Consider the following 20,196-nt stretch of genomic DNA (forward strand, 5'->3'; position numbering starts at 1 on the left):
CCCCTTATCCCCATATTCTGAAATTCAAGTATATAAAAAAATACCTGTAGGTGAAACACTCTTTTTTTCGAGTGTCCTACCTACAGGTACCATTTTAATCCATGCCCTCTTTATTTTTGCTTCATGAAAAAAATAAACCCAACACCAACCAATAAAACTGGCCAATACTTAAGTAGCAGTGCACCGTTTGACTCGAGCGTTCCTATCCAATCATTGAGACTGTCTTGGAACAACAGAGCGACTGCTATTCCTAAGAAAATAAGCCCATTTGCTAGTCCGTTTCCGGTCATCTGAAAACTGAGAATGAATGCAAAGGCCACGATTAAGATAAATACCCCAATATGGTCGGGCCAAATGTGCAGATGAGTCACTACGTGATAGTGAAGTCCGAAGCCAAATAAAATGACCCCCGGAAAAATTAACGCATGTTCGCCTCCTGCGTAACCTTGCCACAGCATCGCAATACCAACAATCATCATCAGTGTTGGCCATCCAACAAACTGTTGAAGAAAGTCAATTTTTGTATTTTGTAGCAGAAAATATCCCCCAAAGCCAATCAATAGAATCCCAAGAAAATACCGTTGATTTTTCACTTTTACCCCCACTTCCAAAAAGGCTCCCTTGAAAAATATCTCTTTTTTTGTTACTCTTCATAAGAAAGAATATGTCGATTTATAGCATACGAAAAAGGTCATCTATATAAAAGTACCTTGATTGGATATAAATGGTCAATATTTAAATAGTAAAACATATATTTTTTTCATAATAGATTAGGTTATTTTAGAAAATTGGGATTTTTAAAGAGGTGACTAAACTTTTTCAGTTGATAACCATGGGGGATGGTTAAGCATTTTTTGTCACTTGAATTTAACTTTATGTTCACATTTCCAATCAGATGAAAATTACCAACATGATATAATGAGTTATGGCGAATATGCAATTTTATTAGGGGGGTCAATAAGAAAATGCATATTATTGTTGTCGGTCTTAATTACAAAACTGCCCCTGTAGAGATTCGTGAACGTTTAACGTTCAATGAGGCGAACATTGGCGAAGCAATGCACATATTAAGATCGAAAAAAAGCATCCTAGAAAATGTTATTATTTCTACTTGTAACCGTACGGAAATATATGCGGTCGTGGATCAGCTTCACACTGGCCGTTATTATATTAAAGAATTCCTGTCCGAATGGTTCAATTTAGACCAGGACGAGTTCTCTCCATACTTGTTTATCTATGAGCAGGATGGTGCAGTAGAACACTTGTTTAAGGTGGCGTGTGGTCTTAATTCAATGGTATTAGGTGAAACGCAAATCCTTGGACAGGTCCGTTCAAGTTTCTTGTTGGCTCAAAAGGAAGAAACATCTGGCACAGTCTTTAACCAGTTGTTTAAACAAGCCGTTACCGTTGCTAAGCGTGGTCATTCAGAAACTGATATTGGTGCAAACGCTGTCTCTGTCAGCTATGCGGCAGTGGAGCTTGCCAAAAAAATATTTGGTACGCTTAATGAGAAAAATGTGCTCATTCTTGGAGCAGGAAAGATGGGCGAGCTTGCCATTCAAAATCTTCATGCTAACGGTGCAAGCAAAGTAACGGTGATTAACCGTACTTTTGAAAAAGCATTGGATTTAGCAAGTCGTTTTGACGGTGAAGCCAAAACGCTTCAAGAACTGCAATGTGCCCTAGTTGAAGCTGACATTATGATTAGTTCAACTGGTGCATCACAATTTGTCATCACAAAAGAGATGATGCAAAACATTACGAAATTACGCAAGGGCAATCCATTATTTATGGTTGATATCGCAGTGCCACGCGATTTAGATCCGCAAATTGCCGAGCTTGAGGGCGTGTTTTTATACGATATTGATGACTTGGAAGGTATTGTTGAAGCCAATCTACAAGAGCGGAAGAAAGCAGCCGAAAAGATTATGCTCATGATTGAAAAGGAAATTGTCGATTTCAAGCAATGGCTAAGTCTACTAGGTGTTGTGCCTGTTATTTCTGCCTTGCGTGAAAAAGCGCTTTTAATTCAATCAGAAACAATGAACAGCATGGAAAGAAAGCTGTCACATCTTTCTGAGCGTGATATAAAAGTCATTAATAAGCATACGAAAAGTATTATTAATCAAATGCTAAAGGATCCAATCCTCCAAGCAAAAGAGCTAGCTGGAGAATCTAATGCTTCTCAACAACTTGATTTATTTGTTAAAATTTTCAATATTGAGGATTTAGTTGAGAAACAGCGCGTATTGAAAGCAGCCGAAACGAAAGCTGAAAAGGTACAAGTTCCACAGGCTTCCTTCCAAGTATAAGTGAGGTTCTGTCCATGTTTGATTTATATATGACTCGGCTGCACGAACTTACGGTTATTGTGTATGCCATAAGTGTGCTCTTATATTTTATTGATTTTCTTGATAATAACCGGAAGGCTAATCGAGTAGCCTTCTGGTTACTTGCATTTGTATGGGGGCTTCAAACAACTTTTTTCATTCTTTATATGGTAAAAACGGGTAGATTTCCGGTTCTCACCGTGTTTGAAGGTCTATATTTCTATTCTTGGATTTTGGTGACGTTGTCGCTTGGAATTAATCGATTACTTCGGATGGACTTCATTGTCTTTTTCACCAATATCCTCGGCTTTATCATAATGGCTATCCATACTTTTGCACCGGTTCAATATAACTCAGTCGTCATGGCAAAGCAGCTTGTGAGTGAGCTTTTACTCATTCATATTACTATGGCCATCCTTTCTTACGGGGCATTCACCTTTTCTTTCGTGTTTTCCCTATTGTACTTGATTCAATATGATTTATTGAAAAGGAAGAAATGGGGGACAAGACTGACAAGGATTGCCGATTTGTCAAAGTTAGAACGGCTATCCTATGTATTAAATGTAATTGGGGTTCCGATACTATTTATAAGTTTAGTTCTAGGACTTCAATGGGCCTTGATCAAATTACCCAATGTAATTTGGTATGATCCGAAGGTCATTAGTTCCTTTATCATGCTCTGCACTTACAGCGTTTATATTTACTTGCGGGTACGGAAAAATGTATATGGCCGGACACTCGCATTTTGGAATATGGCATCATTTTTGATTGTCATTTTAAACTTCTTTTTATTTGGAAAACTATCAACATTTCATATTTGGTATGCATAATTCAAGGAGGCTGTCATGAGAAAAATTATTGTAGGTTCAAGACGTAGCAAACTAGCGTTAACACAAACGAACTGGGTGATCGCTCAATTAAAAAGCTTAGATCCTTCTTTTGATTTCGAAGTAAAAGAAATCGTTACAAAAGGAGACCGCATTTTAGATGTAACTTTATCTAAAGTAGGTGGGAAAGGTCTTTTTGTAAAAGAAATCGAGCAAGCTATGCTTGATAAAGAGATCGATATGGCAGTCCACAGTATGAAAGATATGCCTGCAGTCCTTCCTGAAGGCTTAACAATTGGATGTATTCCACATCGTGAAGACCACCGCGATGTGCTAATTTCAAAAGACAATGTTCCTTTTAATCAATTAAAACAAGGTGCGGTTATTGGTACTAGCAGTTTACGTCGCAGTGCACAGCTTCTAGCGAAGCGCCCGGATCTTGAAATCAAATGGATTCGTGGTAATATCGATACGCGCGTTGAAAAACTTAAAAATGGCGAGTACGATGCGATTGTTCTTGCAGCTGCTGGACTAAAGCGTCTAGGATGGGCAGAGGAAGTTATCAGCGATTATATCGATGCAGATCTTTGTGTACCTGCAGTTGGACAAGGTGCCCTTTCAATCGAATGCCGTGCTGATGATGAGGATTTATTGGAATTATTTGCTAAATTCACTTGTAAAAATACAGACCGTGCCGTGCGCGCTGAACGTGCTTTCCTTCAAAAAATGGAAGGCGGCTGCCAAGTGCCGATTGCTGGCTACGCTTATATTAATGAACAGGACGAAGTCGTTTTAACTGGTTTAGTTGCTTCTCCTGATGGAAACACCATCATTAAAGAACAAACAGTTGGTCAAAACCCAGAAGATATCGGAGTGATCGTCGCTGAACGCTTGATTGAAAAAGGCGGGAAAGATTTGATTGACCAAGTGAAAGCAGAGCTTGATCAAGAATGATCGAATCAACACCTTTATTAGGTAAAACAATATTGATTCCAAGAGGAAAAGGGCAAGCAAAGCCCTTTTCCGATTTAGTGCGACAATATGGTGGAGTTCCGGTAGAAATTCCACTTATTGCTTTTCGTCCCGTAACGTTAACCGCTGAATTACGTCAGATGATTAACGATTTACATACATATGATTGGCTTATTTTAACAAGCAATGTTGCTGTTAATACGTTTTTTAGTATTATCGGTGAAAAAGGGAAGGGATCACTTCCAAAAATCGCTGTCATCGGTGCTAGAACAAAGGAAATTTTGCTTGGGCGCGGAGTACCGGTTGATTTTACCCCAAAAGAATATGTCGCAGAAGGATTTGTCGAGGAGTTTTTGCCGCTCGTTAAACCTGGAATGAAGGTGTTGATTCCGAAGGGGAATTTAGCTCGTGATTTTATTGCACAAAGTTTAAGCGAAGCCGGGGCAAATGTAACCGAAATAGTGATTTATGAAACCTTCGCTCCCGAGGAGAGCAAGAATAAACTTGTAGAGTTTTTAGAAAAAGAAGAACTTGATGTGCTCACCTTCACGAGTCCGTCGACGATTGATCATTTCATGGAAATCGTTGAAGAGAAGCAATTACAGGATAAAATAAAAGCCTGTATGATTGCAGTGATTGGTCCAGTGTCAAAAAATAAAGCCATCCAACACGGACTAACTGTTGACGTTTGTCCGCAAGATTACACTGTAAAAGATATGCTACTCGCCGTAATTGATTTATTAAATCAAACGACAACTACATAAATTGGAGGTTGTGAAAAAAATGAAAGATTTACAATTTACACGCCATCGCCGCTTACGTTCAAGTGCCAACATGCGAGCACTTGTGCGCGAAAACCATTTAAGTGTTGACGATTTTATTTACCCGATTTTCGTCATTGAAGGAAGCAACATTCGCAATGAAATTTCATCCATGCCGGGAATTTATCAATTATCATTGGATAATCTGGCTACAGAAATGGACGAAGTGGTGGCTTTAGGAATTAAATCTGTTCTATTATTCGGGATTCCTTCTGAAAAAGATGCCTGTGGCTCTGGCGCTTACCATGACCACGGGATTGTTCAAGAAGGTACTCGTTTTATTAAAGAAAACTATCCTGATGTCTTGGTTGTTGCGGATACTTGCCTTTGCGAGTACACAAGCCACGGCCATTGCGGCTTAATTGAAAATGGTGTGGTGTTAAATGACGCATCACTTGATTTGCTAGTGCAAACAGCAGTAAGCCAAGCGAAGGCTGGAGCTGACATTATCGCCCCATCTAACATGATGGATGGATTCGTTACAGCTATCCGTGCTGGTTTAGACGAAGCTGGCTTTGAAAATATTCCAATTATGTCTTATGCCGTAAAATATGCATCCGCGTTCTACGGTCCATTCCGTGAAGCAGCTGAAAGTACACCGCAATTTGGCGATCGTAAGGCGTATCAAATGGATCCTGCCAATCGCATTGAAGCGCTTCGCGAAGCAGAATCTGACGTGTTGGAAGGAGCGGATTTCTTAATTGTGAAGCCAGGTCTTCCATATTTAGATATCGTCCGTGATGTGAAAAATAATTTCAATCTGCCAGTTGTCATTTACAACGTGAGCGGGGAGTATTCCATGGTTAAAGCAGCTGCTCAAAACGGCTGGGTTGATGAAAAGAACACTGTACTTGAAATGCTAACAGGCATGAAGCGTGCAGGGGGAGACCTTATCATTACTTATTTTGCAAAAGATGCCGCTAAGTGGCTTAAGGAACAATCATAATTTTTATTTTTAAGAGAAAAATAAAATAGAATATCTACGATAATGAACATAAGGAGATTATCATGCGCTCTTACGAAAAATCTATCGCAGCATTTCAAGAAGCTAAAACATTAATGCCTGGCGGTGTGAACTCACCAGTGCGCGCCTTCAAATCGGTGAACATGGATCCGATTTTCATGGCAAGCGGCAAAGGCTCTAAAATTTACGATATCGATGGCAATGAATATATTGATTACGTTCTTTCATGGGGACCGCTAATTCTTGGCCATACAAACGACCGTGTTGTTGAAGCTATTAAAAAGGTTGCTGAACTTGGTACAAGCTTCGGCGCTCCATCCTTAATTGAAAATGAAGTGGCAAAACTTGTTCGTGACCGCGTTCCTTCAATCGAAGTGATTCGCATGGTTTCTTCAGGTACTGAAGCGACGATGAGTGCATTACGCTTAGCGCGCGGTTACACAGGCCGTAATAAAATCTTAAAGTTTGAAGGCTGTTACCACGGTCATGGTGATTCCTTGCTCATTAAAGCAGGCTCAGGCGTCGCTACACTAGGTTTACCAGATAGCCCAGGTGTTCCTGAGGGTGTAGCTAAAAACACGATTACGGTCGCTTACAACGATTTAGAGAGCGTTCGCTATGCGTTCGAACAATTCGGCGATGACATCGCTTGTATCATCGTTGAACCAGTTGCAGGGAATATGGGTGTGGTTCCACCACAACCAGGATTCTTGGAAGGCTTACGTGAAATCACTACGCAATACGGCGCGTTATTGATTTTTGATGAAGTCATGACTGGCTTCCGTGTTGGTTACAATTGTGCACAAGGCTATTTCGGAATTACGCCTGACATCACTTGCCTTGGAAAAGTAATCGGTGGTGGACTTCCAGTGGGTGCCTATGGTGGTAAAGCGGAAATCATGGAGCAAATCGCTCCTGCAGGACCAATTTATCAAGCAGGTACTTTGTCTGGAAACCCATTAGCAATGACTGCAGGTCTTGAAACACTAAGCCAGCTAACTCCGGCTGATTATGAGGAATTCATTCGTAAAGCGGACATACTAGAAGCGGGCTTTAAAGCAGCTGCAGCCAAGTACGATGTTCCATTAACTTGCAACCGTGCAGGCTCAATGATTGGCTTCTTCTTTACAAATGAAAATGTAATTAACTACGAAACAGCGAAAACTTCTGATTTGGAATTTTTCGCAAACTATTTCCGTGAAATGGCGAACGAAGGCGTATTCCTACCACCTTCACAGTTTGAAGGAATCTTCCTTTCAACTTCCCACACGGATGAAGACATCCAAAAAACTATCGCTGCAGCAGAAAAGGCATTCTCTAAGCTGCGCGGGTAAAGGTTGCAGCCCGGAACTGGTTTCCGGGCTGTTTTTTATGTTCGCTTGCTTGTTTGTTTGCGGTTTATTTGCCAAAATTTTGATTTACTTGCCAAAATCCAGATTTATTTGCCATTTTGCGAATTTACTTGCCAAAATCGAGATTTACTTGCCATTTTGCGAATTTATTTGCCAAATTCGAGATTTATTTGCCAAAATCAAAATTTACTCACAAACCCATATTAATCCCCACTCAATCTCATATTCCTCCAACAACCCTGCTTTGTTTTTATCATAAATAAAACCTCCCATACATACAGTGTAATGACAGTAGAGGGAATGAAGGGAGGAGTCGCTTTGTCTCAAGAAAATCAATCGTTTCTACGATTTTCCTTAGAAGAGTCAGTGTGGTTTCAAAAAGGACAGGAAGTCGCTGATCTATTATCGATCTCTTTAGATCCAAACATCACCATCATTGAAAACGATCAATATGTTGCGATTCGCGGCTCGCTTGAATTAACAGGCGAATATAAGAGAGTAGATGAGGAAGTAACTGAACAGGAAGACATCATTTCCGCACCGAAATTTGTTCAATCCGTTGAGGAACGGGAGGGCGGGCTTTGTGAATTCCTGCACCGATTCCCGGTTGATATCACGATTCCGAATAATCGGATTGAAAGTGTGTACGATATCGATGTTTCCATTGATTCGTTCGATTACGCTGTACCGGAACGAAGCTGCCTTCGCCTCGTTGCGGAGCTCACTATTTCAGGGTTGTACGGGGAGCAGCAAAATGTCCCTATCGATGAAGCTGAGCCAGAGCAAGAATTTGAGGTCGTTCGCGGAGCTTATGAAATTGCAGAAGCACAGCAGGAAACGGACAGCTATGATGAGGAAGAGGCCGAACCAATTCGCAACTATCAACAAGAGCAGGACGAAGAGCATGAGGTGGAAGAAGAATTTGAACCATTGTATCGTTCCGAGCAGGAGGAGCATTCGGAGGAGATAGGCTTGCAAGCTCCATCATATTCTCCAAATTTCATTCTCTCCTACCCTAATGAAGTCGATGACGATACGGACGATTTTGACGATGATGACCAGGAGCCAGATCAATTTGATTATCAACGACCGTTTTCAGCAGAAGCTAAGCGGCAGCCTGAAGAGGAAGTTGCAAATGACTCGCCATTTTCATGGGTAAAGCCTGCAGCGGTGTCACAACCTGAACCACCATCACCGCCTGCAATTCCAAAGCTTCCAGAGTTTACTTTCTCATCAAAACGATCTGAGCAATCTCCACAGCAAGAGTTGAATATCGAACCGAGTTTTGAAAGTCCTGATACTGCTAAGTATGAATCGGCACAGTATTCTCAGGCGGAGAGTCCAGAGCTAGAATCATCTTCCTCGTCTTCGTCGCCGCAGGAAAAGAAAAGCATAATGCAAAAGTTAACTAAAAAGAAGAGCATGTCCATTTCTGAGTTTTTAGGACGCAAGACAGATAATGAATTACAGGCGAAACTAAAGGTGTGCATAGTGCAACATGGCGACACCCTTGATCGAATTTCGGAGCGCTATGAATTACCAATCCAGCAGATTATGCGGGTCAACCATTTAGAGGCGAACCAGGATGTGTATGAAGGGCAAGTCCTTTATATACCGGAAACAGCAGCCAACAAATAAGGAATTCATTTGAGCAGGTAGATTTCGACCTGCTCTCCTGTTTTTTCAAATTAACCCGTCTTAAAGAGCTTCGCTTTACTGATTGAAAGTGAGTGAAATACATGAGTTCAAACATTAATCTTGATGAAGTATCTGCTATTCTTTCGAGCTACGGGGTAAAGCCATATTTTGTTGAGGATTTGGGAAAAATTAAGCGTATTACGTCTGAAAAAGGGATGTTTGCTTTAAAATCGATACCGCCAGCGCAAGGTACTGAATTTATTCGTCACATCCAGTTTTTATATCAAAAAGGATATAATCGTGTCGTTCCGATTTATCCAACGCTTGATGGACGTTATGCTGTACTCCACCAAAACATGCTGTATTATTTAATGCCATGGCTACCGAATGAGGTCAAGGAAGAGCACGATGATAAAAATAAAAAATTGTTCCGTGAGTTAGCGCGACTGCATACCTTATCTGTTCGTGAATATCCGATCCGAAAGGAAGAACGCAAGGAGCACTATGAAAATACACTGCTTGCGCTTGAAAAGGATGAAGAGTTTTTAGTCGGTTTCTTGGAACGTTGCGAAAAGAAAGTCTACATGTCTCCGTTTGAACTGCAATTTTGTACTTATTACAATGATATTCATTCAGCCTTGCGTTTTTCAAAACAGCAGCTTGAAGAATGGTATGAAAAAACAAAGGATGAAGAGAAGATTCGCACAGTATTGATTCATGGGAAATTATCAACGGATCATTTCTTATATGACGATAAGGGCTATGGTTATTTTATGAACTTTGAAAATGCTAAACCGGGCTCTCCGTATCAGGATTTATTGCCATATTTGTTCCGAACTTTGAAGGGATTTCCGAAATATAGTGAAGACAGTATTAATTGGCTGCAAACCTATTACAATTATTTTCCGCTTAAGGATGAGGAAAAGCAGCTTATGCTCAGCTATTTTACCCATCCTACTGCATTGCTTCGCGTCGTGCAAAAATACCATAAGCAGCAAACGCCTAAGAAGGAAATGAAATATACCCTGCAATTGCAGCGCCATTATTGGCAACTGCGCAATATTGAGTATGTTGTACGGAGGCTAGGTGAAATTGATCGCCAACAAAAAGAAAAGGCCCAAGCACAAGCCCAGGCACAGCAAGAAGGAGCCCAACAGTGACAATCGTCAACGTGGGCTCCTTTTTCGCATTAACGCATTGGGGGACAGTCCCCCAATGCGTTAATGCTTTAAAGTAGTTCAAACTGGAATGCAAGTGCGAGTAGGATGAGGATGGTTAGAAATAGGACATCAAAGGTTGTTGGTAAGAATATTGTGCGAATCCCCTGAAATACACAAAAAGGAATAATAAATTGCCCACACACATTACGGAACGTTCGAAGCCATGGCGGAAGGGTATAGGGACTGTATTTACGCTTCAACTTTGAATCCCCCTTCAAACATTTAACTTAAGCGGTGTCTAGTGAAAGCCCAATTGCCTATAGGGACAAGCTTCACAGGATGAGAGTGGTGCTTGCGCTTTTCTACATTCTATGCCCATTTTTTTTGAAAAGTGCTAACGGGTGACAAAACATTTCCAATGAAAATGTATATACTAGAAAAAAATCGGCAAAGATGATTGACGCAAGTCCCTCTTTTTGGGTAGTATAATTTATGAACAATTTTTCCGCACAAAAGAAGCGGAGCATACAAATGAAAACATTGCGAAGATAGGGAAGAGTACAATGTTTATCTGTTTTCTAGAGAGGGAAGTGTTAGCTGAAAGCTTCCTAAACAGACCATTGGAAGGTCGCCCTTGAGCATCTCCAGCGAACACTTATCAGTAGTTGGAGACGGGACATCCGTTAAAGGTTCAAGTGCCAATTAGCGCGAATACTGTGCTAACTGGAATAAAGGTGGTACCGCGAAGCTAACTCCATTCGTCCTTTTAATGACGAATGGGGTTTTTTGTTTTTCAAAAAAACATCAAGTTGTACGGATGTACATATTAATTTTTTCAAAAATGGAGGTAAACAAATGGAAACGAAAGAAATTTCAATGCCAACCAAATACGATCCGCAGTCGATCGAACAAGGCCGCTATGATTGGTGGTTACAAGGTAAATTTTTCGAGGCGAAGGGTGACGCTAACAAGCAGCCTTACACAATCGTGATTCCACCGCCAAACGTAACCGGAAAGCTCCACTTAGGTCACGCTTGGGATACAACCCTTCAAGATATTTTAACTAGAATGAAGCGGATGCAGGGCTATGATGTTTTATGGTTGCCAGGTATGGACCATGCCGGAATCGCTACGCAAGCTAAAGTTGAAGAAAAGCTACGCGGTGAAGGGAAAAGCCGTTACGATTTAGGTCGTGAGAAATTTGTTGAGGAAACATGGAGATGGAAGGAAGAGTATGCAGGACATATTCGCCAGCAATGGTCAAAGCTTGGCCTTGGTTTAGATTATACGCGTGAGCGCTTTACGCTTGATGAAGGCCTTTCTGATGCCGTTAAAGAAGTCTTCGTTTCTCTTTACAAAAAAGGTTTAATTTATCGTGGTGAATACATTATTAACTGGGATCCATCAACCAAAACTGCCTTGTCCGATATTGAGGTTATTTACAAGGATGTTCAAGGTGCCTTCTATCATATGAAATATCCGTTTGCTGATGGCTCAGGTCACATTGAAGTAGCAACAACTCGTCCGGAAACAATGCTTGGTGATACGGCGGTAGCTGTTCATCCTGAGGATCCACGCTACAAACACATGATTGGAAAAACAGTGATTCTGCCAATCGTTGGTCGTGAAATCCCAATCGTTGGCGATGATTATGTTGATATGGAATTCGGTTCAGGGGCGGTTAAAATTACCCCAGCTCATGACCCGAACGATTTTGAAGTTGGAAACCGCCACAATCTAGAACGCGTGTTAGTGATGAATGAAGACGGCACGATGAATGCACGCGCCGGCAAATACCAAGGTATGGACCGCTTCGAATGCCGTAAGCAAATCGTCAAAGACCTTCAAGAGCAGGGTGTTCTGTTCAAAATTGAGGAACACTTACACTCAGTAGGTCACTCTGAGCGCAGTGGCGCAGTAGTTGAGCCTTATCTTTCCACGCAATGGTTTGTAAAAATGCAACCATTAGCTAATGCTGCTATTGCCTTACAGGAAAAAGAAGACAAGGTAAACTTTGTACCAGAACGTTTCGAGAAAACATACTTGCGCTGGATGGAAAACATTCGTGACTGGTGTATTTCCCGTCAGCTTTGGTGGGGTCATCGCATTCCAGCATGGTACCACAAAGAAACAGGCGAAATTTACGTAGAAAACGAGCCACCGGCTGATAGCGAAAACTGGGTACAGGACAATGACGTTTTGGATACTTGGTTCTCATCTGCATTATGGCCATTTTCAACCTTAGGCTGGCCAAATGCGGAAGCTGCCGATTACAAGCGTTACTACCCAACAGCAGCCCTTGTAACTGGCTACGATATCATTTTCTTCTGGGTATCCCGAATGATTTTCCAAGGTATCGAGTTCACGGGTGGACGTCCGTTTAATGACGTATTAATTCACGGCTTAGTTCGTGATGCACAAGGCCGCAAGATGAGTAAATCGCTTGGCAATGGTGTGGACCCAATGGAGGTAATCGACCAATACGGTGCCGACTCCTTGCGCTACTTCTTATCAACAGGAAGCTCACCAGGTCAAGATCTGCGTTATAGCACAGAAAAGGTAGAAGCAACTTGGAACTTTGCTAATAAAATTTGGAACGCATCTCGCTTTGCCTTAATGAATATGGACGGAATGACTTATGACGAAATCGATCTAAGCGGTGAAAAATCAGTAGCCGATAAATGGATTTTAACTCGTTTAAACGAAACAATTGAAAACGTAACGCGCCTATCTGACCGCTACGAATTCGGTGAAGTTGGCCGTTATCTCTACAACTTCATCTGGGATGATTTCTGTGACTGGTATATCGAAATGGCGAAACTCCCACTATACGGTGACGATGAAGCAGCGAAGAAAACAACTCGCTCAATTTTAGCGTATGTGTTGGATCAAACGATGCGCCTGTTACATCCATTTATGCCATTTATTACCGAAGAAATCTGGCAGAACCTGCCACACGCTGGTGAGTCGATCACAACGGCAAGCTGGCCAGTAGTTGACCCAGCATTAGTTGACGATCAGGCGTCTAGCGAAATGAAGCTATTAGTGGAGATCATTCGCTCCGTTCGTAACAGTCGTGCCGAGGTAAACACACCGCTAAGCAAGAAAATCAAAATGGTGCTGAAAGCTAAGGATGCTGGTGTTGCGGCAGTTCTTGAAAGCAACCGTGGCTACATCGAGCGTTTCTGTAATCCTGAAGAGCTTGTAATCGGCGTTGACATTGACACACCTGAAAAGGCGATGACAGCAGTTGTAACAGGTGCTGAAATCTTCTTACCGTTAGCAGGTTTAATCAATTTAGATGAAGAAATTGCTCGTCTCGGAAAAGAGCTTGATAAGCTTAACAAAGAGGTTGAACGCGTTCAGAAAAAGCTTAGCAACGAAGGCTTCGTCGCCAAAGCTCCTGCGAAAGTAATCGAAGAAGAACGTGCCAAAGAAGCAGACTACATCGAAAAACGTGCAGCCGTACAAGAACGCCTAAACGAACTAAAAACACTTTAATCCATTAGTGCAGTGGGGGACAGTCCCCCACTGCATTAAAGCGTTAAAACGCGTAAGATTTCTGGAGGTGAACAGAGCTATGTTTCAAACGTATGATGAAGCGTTAGACTGGATTCATGGCCGGCTCCGGCTCGGCATCAAACCTGGTCTCAAACGAATGGAATGGATGATGGAGCGCCTTAATCATCCTGAACGTAATATCAAAACGATCCACATCGGTGGCACAAACGGCAAAGGCTCCACGCTAACTTTCCTGCGCAGCATTCTTGAAGAAGCGGGCTACTACGTCGGAACGTTTACGTCGCCTTATTTTGAACACTTCAATGAGCGCATCAGCATAAATGGTAAACCAATTTCTGACAAAGAAATGCTTGAACTTGCTAACACAATCAAACCACTCGCTGAAGAATTAGAAAAAACCGAACTCGGTGGTCCGACCGAATTTGAAGTGATAACAGCGATGGCACTTTATTATTTTGCAAAAATTAATCCAGTTGATATCGCCTTATTTGAAGTGGGACTCGGCGGTCGTTTCGATTCGACTAACGTCATCCATCCGTTGCTATCGATTATCACGAGCATTGGGCTCGACCATACGAATATTCTGGGAGATACATACGAGCAAATTGCCTCAGAAAAAGCAGGTATCATTAAAAATGGTGTACCAATCATTACTGCGGTGAAACAGCCTGAAGCACAACAGGTTATCCTAGATAAGGCGAAACAAGTAAATGCATCGTTATACCAACTCGGTACCGAGTTCAAAGCAACAGACATACTAACTTTACCAAACGGAGCAGAATTTAATTTTAGTTCAGCACTGCTGAAAGCCCTGAACAAGCTCCAAATTTCAATGCTTGGTCAACATCAAATTGATAATGCCGCACTAGCGGTGATGGCTTCACAAATACTATCCCAGTTTTATGCGTTCCTTTTTGATGAACAGCAAATTCGTAAAGGTCTAAATAAGGCATATTGGCCAGGGCGCTTCGAACTAATTTCCGCGCAGCCAACCATCATCATCGACGGCGCACACAATCAAGAGGGCATCGACGCCCTCGCAAATGAGCTGAAGCAGCGCTATCAAGGCAAACGCATTAACATCTTTTTCACTGCTCTTGCTGATAAAAAACTAGATAAAATGATCGCAAAACTGGATGAAACTGCAGACAATTTGATCTTTACGCAATTCGACTATCCAAGAGCATCAAAAGCAGAGGATTTAGCAGCGCTAAGCTCACATCCAAACAAACAAATTGAGCCGGATTGGCGCGAAGGACTCCAACGTCTGTTACAGCAACAAGCGAAGACACTTTCGCAACAAAAAACAGATAACGAAATCCTCGTTATCACAGGCTCCCTCTATTTCCTATCAGAGGTGAAGCCATACCTTCTTCAACTGCTAAAATAAACACAAAGGACAACCCTTGACTTATCAACAACGAGGGTTGTCCTTATTTTTTTTTATAACTAATTCATTCGTAATCTTACCTACAACACCGCCCTTTCAACCGCCACAATTACTTCACCTTATTTGGAGTAAAGGATCTATTATGAAAGATGACATTGGTCGAAATTTAAAATATAATGAAAGATATTGTCGAATAATAATTAGGTAACGATATTGTCCGATTGTAAACATTTTAGGAGCTGCACATCATGAATATTTTTAACAAGAAAATCGTCTCTGATAAAGGAATGACCTTAGTTGAAATCTTAGCTGCTTTGGTCATTATTTCTATCGTTATCGTGTCTCTTCTATCTATGTTTGTTCAATCTGCCCGGTCGACGGAGACCGCAAAGAATAGGGTAGACTCAACCTATATTTCAGAAACCGAAATGGAAGCCGTCTACAATATTTCCACAACCACAACTTTAGCAAACAGTTCCACAAAGATAACAACTAATTTAGGTTATTCGAAAATCACAACAGGCTGTCCAAGTGGCGCATGCTACGCAAAAAAAAGCAATAATCGTTATGTTTTTCTTAATATAAAAGCAAGCGGTGCTGCTGTGATAAAAATTTATCGTGATGAAACGAAGCAAAAACAGGAAGCGCAAATGGAAATGCTAATAACATGGAAGCAAACGTAGGTGACAACCATGATCAAAAACAACCGTGGCATGACTCTTGTCGAGCTTTTGAGTGTACTAGCGCTTTTATCAATGGTCCTCTTGCTTGCAAACTCTGTTCAACTTTTTAGTCAAAAGCAAGTAACCAAGCAGGTTGACGACATCGAGAAACAGACGAATATACGCATCGCCATCAGCACACTAACAAAGGAAATTCGTAGTGCTAATACCGTAACGGTTCAAAACAATGTCTTAACCGTCAATTCGGATATATACCAACTCGTCGGAAATACGCTTCAAAAGAATAACCAATCATTTGTCTCGAAAATAAAAAAATTTGAAGTGAGCAAGGATGCTAATAAAATAACTCTTTTACTAGAAGGTCAATCGACAAACAATCAGAATCCCGTCGTACGAACAACAACGATCTATATCCGGGAATAGGTGAGACGATGAAAAAGACACAGAAAACGCTACGGCTTTTACAAAATGAACAGGGTATTGCGCTTGCTATGGCGTTATTCATAGTAGTGATTGTATCAGTTATGGGGCTCGGTTTGTTAGGGCTCGCTGCAACCAATCAAAAGCAAAGTGTTGGCGAGCGGAATTATGAATCTACCTACTACATTGCCGAATCTGGTGCAACCTATCGCATGAATGAGGTTAGCTCTAAAGTGATGGGAATCTATAATAATGCAACAACAGAAACGCAATTTTTTAATAATATAGAAACACAACTGTCTGTTGGTCAACAAGTGATTTATGATGATTTTGAAAAGTCATTTGGGGAGCAGCCGAGAGCAGAAACAAAGATTAATAGTCAAACAACAACCTCACCAGAGAGACAATACAAAATTATTTCCAAAGGAATAATTGGTGACCGAAACAGAATAGTTGAAAAACAGTTCACTATTAAGTGGATTCCCAAAACAAGTGGCGCAAGCTCAATGATTCCAACTGATACGGCTGTCTTTGTGAATAACACAGTAAGCCTTGATGGCGGAGCGATTATTTCAGGTGGTGTCGGCACAAATTCCTCAGCGAATGGTTCGATTATTCTTGATGGTGGCTCCACGATTAGTGGTCCAATTTATGTCGGACCGAGTGCAGGTAGCGGAGTAATAACGAAGCCGTCATATATCACAGTGAGTAATCCGACTAAGATTTCAGCTGTTAAAACGTTTACGCTACCTCCGTTTCCAACGATTCCAACTTTCACAACTCCAGCCAATGAAAAGGTAGTGAGCGGCAATAATAGCTATGATGTCATCTCAAACGGTGCTTTGCGAATTGACAACTGGCTTGTCAATGGCTTTACATTGAATATGACTCAAAATCTTAATTTTACTGACATTCGCTTTGCTTCTGGCTACACTTTAAACATTAATGTGGGGTCGGTGGATCGAAGTATCGTCGTAAATAACCTTGATATGCCAAATGGGTTTATCAACATTGTTGGTACTGGGAAATTAACTATTTATGTTAAGGGAAATATCACGATGGGCTCAGGAAGTGTGATAAACACTGGTCAGAATGTAAACAAGCTAAATATTTATTTAAAGGGCTCCGGAGTTCCGACAACTCCAAAAACACTCACGATAGGTGGAGCACAGAAAATTTATGGCTCACTTTTTGCTGAGGATGCTAATCTAAATTTTACTGAGGGTTCTGGCTTTCAGGGCCACATTATTACAGGTGGAAAGACTGTGACTATTGATGGTGGAGCCTATGCGATAGCGCAGCTATTTTATGCGCCAAATGCCACATTCTATGCTTCAGGCGGTGCAACAGTCAAAGGTTCTATCATTGCAAAATCATTAACAGCTGATGGTGGAAGTAGGATTAATTTTACAAACGTGAACAACGGGGATTTGCCATTCTTCCCTCCAGATAGTGCATCCGCATCGATGAATGATTTATTAACCAAAAAACCGAGCAGGGAAAGTAAATAATTGATATGCCAAAAAGGGAGCTTAAGCTGGGCTCTCTTTTTTGGCATCTACAAATTCTTATTAACACAGTGATTTGTCACTTTACCGGAATATAGGAACTTTTTAATAGACAATAAATATTCTCAGAATGTATGATAATTATCAAACCTCTCTATTTAGGAAAATAGTACTATAAATATGGATAATTAATAATTATTGACTGTGCAAAAAAAGTGAGGTGTTGCTGATGAGGAAGCTGAAACAAATAATAAATCAAGATGGAATAACGCTTCTCGAAGTTCTTCTTTCGATTGTGATTTTGTCCCTCATTCTTGTCACCATTTTAAATGTTTTTCCACAGATGGGTTTCTTAAATCAACAAAATGAAACAAAGCTACAGGGGATTAATACTGCGCGACAGGTGCTCATCCAATGGCAAGAAAAAACGGAGGTAAAGAACTTCCTGTTAAATCCGGCCATTAATACCAAACCCGCTTATTTAACAGACCAAGGCGCATATTATGTCTCAGAAACAACAAGAAATAACCAAAAAGTAATTGTAAAAATTGCTAAAGGTTCAGATTTAGGAGAAAACATCCCGAAAGCAAGCCCAACAAAGGTATATCAAATTCACGTACAATTGCAGGACATTAAAAATAAAATTATTGGCGAAAGTTTTGGCTACATGGTCGTGGGGGAATAAGCTATGTATCGTAATGATAAGGGTCTCACGCTACTTGAGGTATTGGCAGCAGTTACTATCCTCTCGATTATTGGGATAGTCATCTGGAATGTATATTTTCAGGGATATGAATTTTCGAATGACACGATTAAGAAAAGCCAGATTCAGCAGGAAGCCAATTATGTAATCACCTCACTTGCGAATTTTCATCGAGGTTCTGCTACAACTTATCAAATAAAGGTTAATGAATGTAAGATTACAGTATCCAACAGTTCTAAAACGCTTGTATTGGAACATCCGCAAATATGCTTCAGTTCAAATTTCACTGGTAATAAATCCGTCAATCCGAATCAGGAAAATTTTGATTTTACATTAACTGCGGCCGATAAGAATGACGTACATAATAAAGTGACAATTGAGACTGTCTTATCCCGCTTAAAGAGTGGTGATGAATGAATGAAGTTCATTTTGAAAAATAATCAAGGCTATGCTCTGTTAACCGTTTTGCTAACAATCACTGTTTTTGGCGTATTATCCATTGCCTTAATATCTAATTCATTTTCTAGTACGAAGCAAAATGCTATGGCAGAGAAGAAATCACAGTCCATTGAATTGGCTGAAATGGGTGCGAAATACTTCGAATATGCTGTGAAAAATGCTGCCAATGACTTGATTCAATCAGTCCGGACTGAAATTGAGACAGAACAGCGTACAACTGGAGACGTCGCGAATCCTAAAGAACATTTTACGGAACGTTCAATCGAAATATTAATTGAAAAACTGGACGATGAAATCAATACTGTAACCGTGCCAATGAAAAATAAAACAAATGCCTCATTTACGATTGATCAAATTAGTTTTGTTAAAAGTGAAACAGGGGATGAACTCATTGTCACCTCAAAAAGTATCGGCAATAATAACGGAAAAACTTCGGAAATCACAGCAAGTGTGACGATTAGCTTCGCTAATTTTATCACGATGGTTCAAGGTGCGAATCAGACACCGAGCCCAACGCTACTGGTCGATTTGCCGCCGGAATTAACGATAACGTTCCCAAGTAATATCATTAATGGTTGCACCTTCACAAATGAATTTGATTATTCAAGTAAATCGTGTCGTGATCCTCGTGACATTATTACAGGTAGCAATTTTAACGAGCTAAAATTTAACGAATCGATAGTTAAACTAAAATCGATGGATGTAAACGGAAATATGAATTTCCCAATTTCAAAATCAACGATTTATGTGGAAAATAATGTTGATTTTAAAAAATCCGTACGATTTACAGGTAGCAATCTATACGTTGGTGGCGATATTAACTTCTCAATGTCAGATGGACTGACCATCGAAAATCAGTCGAATCTTTATGTTAATGGATTTGCTGACTTTAATAAGGTTGTAGACATTAAAGGGAATTCAAACATTTATGTTGGGAATGCTGATTTTAAGAAAAATACTTCAATTAATAATTCGTTCTTATATGTTAAAGGAAATCCAAGTGAAGACGTAAAGGTTACATTCCATGAAACATTGAACATTACTAATAATTCCAGAGTATATGTTACAGATGATACCTATTTAAAAAAGGGCTTCACCCTTAATCAGTCCATCCTCCATATTAAAGGTTACACAGATGTGGACGATGCAATTAATTTAAATAACAATGCAAAATTATGTGTCGATGGCGTGTTCGACCCGAAACATAATGTCAATATAAATAAAGATAACTCTAGTAAAATCTATGCTAAATCTACGACGTACACAAAAAACTCCACATACGTAAATACAAATCCCGCTGATTTTGAAAAAGAGTGCAGCTGTAACGCACCATCCTCAGATCAAACAATTAGCTGGGGAACTATGGATATATCACCGAAGTTTGATTATAGCTATTAAACTAGTTGATTTATTAAGTTAAAAAAGATGTGATGGAAGCCCATCACAT

Annotated in this window: 18 protein-coding genes and 1 other annotated feature; of the genes, 16 read left to right on the forward strand and 2 right to left on the reverse strand. The window is 40.5% G+C overall.

Features of this window, described 5'->3' with window-relative positions:
* Nucleotides 1-110: 110 nt before the first annotated feature.
* Entirely contained in the window at nucleotides 111-593 is a 483-nt protein-coding gene (locus HHO41_RS09425; RefSeq protein WP_169097825.1) for a LiaI-LiaF-like domain-containing protein, read from the reverse strand.
* Nucleotides 594-965: 372 nt separating this feature from the next.
* Between HHO41_RS09425 and hemA the strand changes: the two genes are divergently transcribed.
* The 8 genes from hemA (at nucleotide 966) to ysxE (ending at nucleotide 10,064) form a co-directional block, all read left to right on the forward strand.
* The gene (hemA, locus tag HHO41_RS09430) at nucleotides 966-2,312 is read left to right on the forward strand and encodes a glutamyl-tRNA reductase (RefSeq protein ID WP_169097827.1); all 1,347 of its coding nucleotides are present in this window, start codon (nucleotides 966-968) and stop codon (nucleotides 2,310-2,312) included.
* 14 nt (nucleotides 2,313-2,326) lie between these two features.
* Complete coding sequence (locus HHO41_RS09435) at nucleotides 2,327-3,160, forward strand: cytochrome C assembly family protein (protein ID WP_169097837.1); 834 nt, start codon at nucleotides 2,327-2,329, stop codon at nucleotides 3,158-3,160.
* A gap of 15 nt (nucleotides 3,161-3,175) precedes the next feature.
* Nucleotides 3,176-4,111 (forward strand): hydroxymethylbilane synthase, encoded by a 936-nt coding sequence (hemC, locus tag HHO41_RS09440; RefSeq protein ID WP_169097839.1) that lies wholly within the window; start codon nucleotides 3,176-3,178, stop codon nucleotides 4,109-4,111.
* A complete protein-coding gene (locus HHO41_RS09445) occupies nucleotides 4,108-4,893 on the forward strand; it encodes a uroporphyrinogen-III synthase (RefSeq protein ID WP_169097841.1) in 786 nt (261 codons plus the stop codon). Before hemC ends, HHO41_RS09445 begins: the two co-directional genes overlap by 4 nt.
* Nucleotides 4,894-4,912: 19 nt before the next feature.
* Entirely contained in the window at nucleotides 4,913-5,896 is a 984-nt protein-coding gene (gene hemB, locus HHO41_RS09450) for a porphobilinogen synthase (RefSeq protein ID WP_169097843.1), read from the forward strand.
* 62 nt (nucleotides 5,897-5,958) lie between these two features.
* Nucleotides 5,959-7,248: a glutamate-1-semialdehyde 2,1-aminomutase gene (gene hemL, locus HHO41_RS09455; RefSeq protein WP_169097845.1), complete on the forward strand. Its 1,290-nt coding sequence runs from the start codon at nucleotides 5,959-5,961 to the stop codon at nucleotides 7,246-7,248.
* A gap of 336 nt (nucleotides 7,249-7,584) precedes the next feature.
* Nucleotides 7,585-8,904 carry a stage VI sporulation protein D gene (gene spoVID, locus HHO41_RS09460; protein WP_169097847.1) on the forward strand — a complete coding sequence of 440 codons (1,320 nt, stop codon included), beginning with the start codon at nucleotides 7,585-7,587 and terminating at the stop codon, nucleotides 8,902-8,904.
* Nucleotides 8,905-9,005: 101 nt separating this feature from the next.
* A complete protein-coding gene (gene ysxE / locus HHO41_RS09465) occupies nucleotides 9,006-10,064 on the forward strand; it encodes a spore coat protein YsxE (protein ID WP_169097849.1) in 1,059 nt (352 codons plus the stop codon).
* A gap of 68 nt (nucleotides 10,065-10,132) precedes the next feature.
* On the opposite strand, the gene HHO41_RS09470 is transcribed toward ysxE, so the two are convergent.
* Entirely contained in the window at nucleotides 10,133-10,324 is a 192-nt protein-coding gene (locus HHO41_RS09470) for a hypothetical protein (RefSeq protein ID WP_169097851.1), read from the reverse strand.
* 276 nt (nucleotides 10,325-10,600) lie between these two features.
* Nucleotides 10,601-10,833: a binding site (T-box leader), on the forward strand.
* Between the two features lie 86 nt (nucleotides 10,834-10,919).
* Between HHO41_RS09470 and HHO41_RS09475 the strand changes: the two genes are divergently transcribed.
* From HHO41_RS09475 to HHO41_RS09510, 8 genes are all read left to right on the forward strand, one after another.
* Entirely contained in the window at nucleotides 10,920-13,565 is a 2,646-nt protein-coding gene (locus HHO41_RS09475) for a valine--tRNA ligase (protein WP_169097862.1), read from the forward strand.
* Between the two features lie 79 nt (nucleotides 13,566-13,644).
* Nucleotides 13,645-14,976, forward strand: a complete 1,332-nt coding sequence (locus HHO41_RS09480) for a bifunctional folylpolyglutamate synthase/dihydrofolate synthase (protein WP_169097864.1) — start codon at nucleotides 13,645-13,647, stop codon at nucleotides 14,974-14,976.
* Nucleotides 14,977-15,224: 248 nt separating this feature from the next.
* Complete coding sequence (locus tag HHO41_RS09485; protein WP_169097866.1) at nucleotides 15,225-15,659, forward strand: prepilin-type N-terminal cleavage/methylation domain-containing protein; 435 nt, start codon at nucleotides 15,225-15,227, stop codon at nucleotides 15,657-15,659.
* A 9-nt stretch (nucleotides 15,660-15,668) separates the two neighbouring features.
* Nucleotides 15,669-16,082, forward strand: a complete 414-nt coding sequence (locus HHO41_RS09490; RefSeq protein ID WP_169097868.1) for a prepilin-type N-terminal cleavage/methylation domain-containing protein — start codon at nucleotides 15,669-15,671, stop codon at nucleotides 16,080-16,082.
* A gap of 8 nt (nucleotides 16,083-16,090) precedes the next feature.
* Nucleotides 16,091-17,590: a pilus assembly PilX N-terminal domain-containing protein gene (locus tag HHO41_RS09495; RefSeq protein WP_169097870.1), complete on the forward strand. Its 1,500-nt coding sequence runs from the start codon at nucleotides 16,091-16,093 to the stop codon at nucleotides 17,588-17,590.
* A gap of 226 nt (nucleotides 17,591-17,816) precedes the next feature.
* Nucleotides 17,817-18,272, forward strand: a complete 456-nt coding sequence (locus tag HHO41_RS09500; RefSeq protein ID WP_169097872.1) for a type IV pilus modification PilV family protein — start codon at nucleotides 17,817-17,819, stop codon at nucleotides 18,270-18,272.
* A gap of 3 nt (nucleotides 18,273-18,275) precedes the next feature.
* Complete coding sequence (locus HHO41_RS09505; RefSeq protein WP_169097874.1) at nucleotides 18,276-18,707, forward strand: type II secretion system protein; 432 nt, start codon at nucleotides 18,276-18,278, stop codon at nucleotides 18,705-18,707.
* Complete coding sequence (locus tag HHO41_RS09510; RefSeq protein WP_169097876.1) at nucleotides 18,708-20,147, forward strand: type II secretion system protein; 1,440 nt, start codon at nucleotides 18,708-18,710, stop codon at nucleotides 20,145-20,147.
* Nucleotides 20,148-20,196 lie beyond the last annotated feature (49 nt).

This window comes from Bacillus sp. DNRA2, assembly GCF_012843265.1.
Taxonomy (GTDB): Bacteria; Bacillota; Bacilli; order Bacillales; family Cytobacillaceae; genus Bacillus_BU.